A 5,143-nucleotide genomic window follows, 5' to 3' on the forward strand; every position below is an offset into this window, starting at 1 on the left:
ATTTTTAACGGCTTAAGGCCTTTAACATAAAGGATTTTAATTTATTTGAGAAGCAAAAACCCATAAGCAGAAAGGTGAAATCTGCCTATGGGTTAAAATTTAGAATGTTTTTAGCTTAACCCGCTGCAAATGGGGTAAACCTTACAATCAGATCATTGTATTTTTTTTCAAGGCTTTTGCTTAGCTCAGCTTGTTTAAAAACCTCGGTTAATTTTACCATTTGTCCTAAATAGCCAAGGTAGAAACGTACATCCTGCTCAGATGATAGCTGGTTTTTGCTTTCTGAAACATCAGCAAGATGGATTAATTCCCTGCCCACGTAATCGGCAGTTTTTTTGATCATTGCATTTGCACGGTTTAAATCATTTAAACGATAAAGGTTTTCGGTGAAATAATAAGTGCTCATTACCTGGCGCATACTGTAAAATTTAGCAGGAATTACCTCAAAATATTTATTAGCCAATTTTTTGCTTTCGGTAATTTTACCTTCGTTTATCAGGCCGGTTAATAAACCGTTAAATATATTCGAGAACATGGTTACATCATCAGCAGATTGCCTGTCTAAATGGTTGGCGTATTTAATGTTGCCAAAACCATAAACATTCATCATATTGTTGTACATCGGTTTCAGGTTTACACGGTCAAAATCTTGTGTAATTGCCGTATCTGGTTTCAAAGGCAATAATCTTTTATTTAATCCTTCCACATAAAGGTATTTGTTTAGCCCAACGTATTGCTCATCTGGCATTGCCCCAGTAAAATAAATCGGTCGCTCCCAATTATTGTGTACCAAAATATCAAACAAGGCCAATGTCCCTTTCGTAACATAATTTTGGTTAAAAGCCCACTCCATACTGCTTGCAATTTTGCCTGCATCTTCTTTGGGCACGGTTCCGGTATCCAAAACCTGCTGTGGACTTACCGCCAGTTTAAGGTTTTTGGTTGGTAACACATTGTATTTAGAACCATCGTTCATGGTTACTTTATCTTCGTCATGATCAGATAGAAGCACGTCTAAAATTTCCTGTAACTCAATATGCTGGGCGATTTTATAATCCTGATAGTACATAATATCGCGTGTACCAGCAACATATTGATTGCGCTTAATCGTTAAAGGAAGCGGCGCTGATTGATTTTGCTTTCTTTTCATTCCGTCTATGTACCAATCGGCAGTGAATAAACTTAGATTTACCACACGCACATCCGGACGGATGTTTTCTACTTCCTGCGCATACCAAACCGGATAGGTATCATTGTCGCCATAAGTGAACAAAATTGCATTGGGCGCGCACGATTTTAGGTAATTGACAGACATATCTCTGGCTACATGGCTATCAGAACGGTCGTGATCGTCCCATCCCTGATTGGCCATAATAATCGGCGCACCGAACAAGGCAATAATCGAAGCAAAAATACTGGCCCGCACAGGCGTTAGTTTTTTGAAGATAAAGTCTTTTAATCCAAATACACCTAAACCGATCCAGATGGCAAAGGCATAAAACGAACCAACATAGGCATAATCCCTTTCACGTGGCTCAATCGGAACTGAGTTGAGATAAACTACAATGGCAATACCAGTAAAAACAAATAGTAAACCAATAATACCTGCATCCTTCTGGTTACGTTTAAAGTGCCAAACCGCGCCGATCAAACCGATAATCAGCGGCAAAAAGAAAAACCTGTTGTACGCTTTGTTTTCTACAATCGATGGCGGAAGGTTTTTCTGATCACCAAGCCTGATCGCATCCAAAGGTTTAATGCCACTGAGCCAATTGCCATCTTTCCCGCCAAATTGCCCATCTTCATTGTCTTGCCTGCCCACAAAATTCCACATGAAATAACGCATGTACATTTGTCCCGTTTGAAAAGATAACATATATTTTAAGTTGTCCATCAAGGTAGGTTTGTACTCATCATCAAAACCCATGTAACTTTTGTAAAACCTAATGTGTTCGGGTTTATCACTGTACATGCGTGGAGCTAAAGTTTTATCTCCAAAAACATAGTCGGATTTTGTTCCTGCTGATTCATATTTTGTTTCTCCTTTTCTGTAAAGTTTTCCGCTTTCTTTAATGTCGATCTTTTCAGAATTATAATTTTCGCCATATAATAAAGGCCTGTCTCCGTATTGCGAACGGTTTACATAACTCAGAAAATTAAAAGCATTCTCTGGATCGGTATTGTTTAAATTTGGTTTGGCCTGTGCCCTGATAATGAGTAGGGCAAAAGAGCTGTATCCAAATAGCAATAAAACAGTGAACAACATGGCCAGGTTTAAAACCCTTTAATTTTTGAGGATGGAATAGCGGATGCCGTAAACCAGACTTCCAATTACTAAAATGGCAAAAAATAATACACCCGATCCAAAACCCAGGCCCATTGTATTCACAAAAAAGTAATCGAAATTTGCCGCAAAAGATACCACGTACTGAATAATGCCGAACTGTACCACTGCCAATACAGCGATTGAAATAAGAAATACTTTTAACACACTTTGCCAGTTAGGAGAAGGATTCTTTTTAAAATAATAAACAAATATCAATGCAGGGATGGTTAGCAGATTTAGAATATGTACACCGATAGAAATGCCCATGATGTATGCCACAAAAAGCAACCACCGGTCTGATTTAGGTTCATCAGCCTGCGATTCCCATTTTAATATGCCCCAAAATACAATGGCGCTACAAAGCGACGACATGGCGTAAACCTCTGCTTCCACTGCCGAAAACCAAAAACTATCAGAAAAGGCATAAGCCAAGGCCCCAACAAAACCTGCACCCATAATGCCGATGATTTTTTGGTTGGTGATTTCTTCGCTTTTTTTAATGACCGTTTTCTTGGCCAGTGCGGTAATGGTCCAAAACAAAAAGAGGATGGTGCCTGCGCTGGCAAGTGCCGAAGATATATTAACAAAATAGGCAACTTTAGTTTTATCGCCAAAAGCGAGTGCCGAAAACAACCTCTGGATCATGGAGACTATTGGAGCACCGGGCTGGTGAACTACCTCCATTCGGAAAGCCGAAGAAATAAATTCGCCACAATCCCAGAAACTTACAGATTGATCTAAAGTTAAGATGTAGGTGAGCGCGGCAACGATAAAACAGAGCCAGCCTCCAATGGTGTTGATCCTTGAGTAATTCATAGTTTAATTTTAGTCTTTGATAATAAATGATTTAAGTGGTTCGTAGTAAAAAAAGTCGCATAAAAAAAGAAAATGTTGCACGCTATATGATGATTTTTTTATCTTTGCATCGCAAACAGGAACAGCAGGAAAGAAATTAAAAATATTTTAAAATCACTCTTGCATATTTAAAATAAGGTTCCTACATTTGCATTCCCTTTCGAGGAGAATATCCTTGATAAGTTTTTGTCCGATAGTATAAGGGTAGTACAACGGTTTTTGGTACCGTTTGTCTTGGTTCGAATCCAGGTCGGACAACTAAAATTTAATGTCGGATCATGTTTTAAATAGACATGATCCGATTTTTTTTAACCGTAAACTACACGAACCCATGCCATTGCAGTTTAACCCGGTAAAGCTTTTTTCCGGAACAGGTTCTAAGGGATTATCACTTAAGATTGCCGAACATTACGGCAAGCCACTTGGTAGCGTAACCATTCACAAATTCAGTGATGGAGAGTTTCAGCCTTCCTTTGATGAGTCAATCCGTGGTAGCGATGTTTTTCTAATCCAATCTACTTATCAGCCCAGCGATAATTTAATGGAGCTTTTGCTAATGGTTGATGCTGCGAAAAGAGCATCGGCACATTATATTACGGCAGTTGTTCCTTATTATGGTTTGGCCCGCCAGGATAGAAAAGATAAACCACGTGTAGCAATCGGTGCTAAATTGGTAGCTAACTTATTAAAATCAGCAGGTATACACCGCATTATGACGATGGATTTACATGCTGCACAGATACAGGGTTTCTTCGATATCCCGGTTGATCACTTAGATGGATCGGTAATCTTTGTGCCTTATATCAAAAGCTTGGGCTTAAAAAACTTAACTATTGCATCGCCAGATATGGGCGGTTCGTACAGGGCACGTACTTTTGCCAAGTTTTTTAACGCTGAGGTAATTATTTGCGATAAACGCCGTAAACGTGCCAACGAAATCGAATCGATGTCGATTATTGGTGATGTAACCGGACAGGATGTGGTATTGATCGATGATATTTGCGATACTGCCGGAACCTTATCAAAAGCTGCGGCTTTGATTATGGAAAACGGTGCCGCAAGTGTTAGAGCGGTTTGTACACACGCTGTATTATCAGGCAAAGCAATAGAAACGGTAGAAAATTCGGTATTAACCGAGTTAATCGTTACGGACACTATCCCGTTGAAACAGGAAAGTCCGAAAATTAGGGTGCTAAGCACAGCCAGTTTATTTGCAAGGGCAATTGCCAATGTAAACGAGCACGGTTCAATTAGTGATCTGTTTAGAGTATAACGTTGAGCGTTATTGCGATGAGCGCTTAAAACGCCAGCCGCCGAACGCCAAGCAATAAAAAGAGTTTAAATAAGGTGGAAGGTAGCGGGTTGAAGGCTTAAGGTCTTGAAACTCGATACTTAATACTGACTACTAATAAATATAAAATAAAAATAAAATGAAAACAATCGCAATTAGCGGTTCTCCAAGAGAGAACGTAGGGAAACGCGATGCCAAGGAACTTCGTTACGAAGGTAAAGTTCCGGCGGTATTGTATGGTGGAAAAGAGCAACAACACTTTGCTGTAGTTATTGCTGACTTAAGAGATGTTATTTATACCCCGGATGTRAACTTTGTGGAGATTGATGTTAACGGTACTAAAACTAAAGCTATCGTAAAAGACACTCAATTTCATCCACTTACCGACGTATTAATGCACATCGATTTTCTTCAGTTGTTTGACGAGAAAGAAATCGTTATGGAGATCCCGGTTAAATTAACAGGAACTTCTCCAGGTGTTAAAATGGGGGGTAAATTAATCCAGAAATTACGTAAACTACGTGTTAAAGCATTACCAGCTGATATGCCACAAAACGTAGAAGTAAGCTTAGAGAAATTAGAGGTAGGTAGTTTATTCCGTGTTCGCGATCTTAAAGGTCAAAAATATGTGATCACTAACACTCCTGAAGATACTATCGTTTCTGTTGCAA

The 5,143-nt window shown here is 39.2% G+C and carries 4 protein-coding genes; 2 read left to right on the forward strand and 2 right to left on the reverse strand.

The window, feature by feature from the left end:
• Window positions 1-115: 115 nt before the first annotated feature.
• The gene (locus AC1DND_RS18770; protein ID WP_477583932.1) at window positions 116-2,266 is read right to left on the reverse strand and encodes a DUF2723 domain-containing protein; all 2,151 of its coding nucleotides are present in this window, start codon (window positions 2,264-2,266) and stop codon (window positions 116-118) included.
• Window positions 2,267-2,284: 18 nt separating this feature from the next.
• Entirely contained in the window at window positions 2,285-3,142 is an 858-nt protein-coding gene (locus tag AC1DND_RS18775; protein WP_477583934.1) for a glycosyltransferase family 117 protein, read from the reverse strand.
• A 370-nt stretch (window positions 3,143-3,512) separates the two neighbouring features.
• On the opposite strand from AC1DND_RS18775, the gene AC1DND_RS18780 reads away from it, so the two are divergent.
• A complete protein-coding gene (locus AC1DND_RS18780; protein ID WP_029278327.1) occupies window positions 3,513-4,454 on the forward strand; it encodes a ribose-phosphate pyrophosphokinase in 942 nt (313 codons plus the stop codon).
• A 157-nt stretch (window positions 4,455-4,611) separates the two neighbouring features.
• Window positions 4,612-5,143, forward strand: a 532-nt coding sequence (locus AC1DND_RS18785) for a 50S ribosomal protein L25 (RefSeq protein WP_477583936.1), incomplete at its 3' end; no start/stop codon positions are given.

The organism is Pedobacter sp. 01N416 (genome assembly GCF_056399685.1).

Bases quoted from the DNA above. Each gene is read 5' to 3' on its own strand.
- AC1DND_RS18770 (WP_477583932.1), bottom strand. From the start codon at position 2,266: ATGTTGTTCACTGTTTTATTGCTATTTGGATACAGCTCTTTTGCCCTA.
- AC1DND_RS18775 (WP_477583934.1), bottom strand. From the start codon at position 3,142: ATGAATTACTCAAGGATCAACACCATTGGAGGCTGGCTCTGTTTTATC.
- AC1DND_RS18780 (WP_029278327.1), top strand. From the start codon at position 3,513: ATGCCATTGCAGTTTAACCCGGTAAAGCTTTTTTCCGGAACAGGTTCT.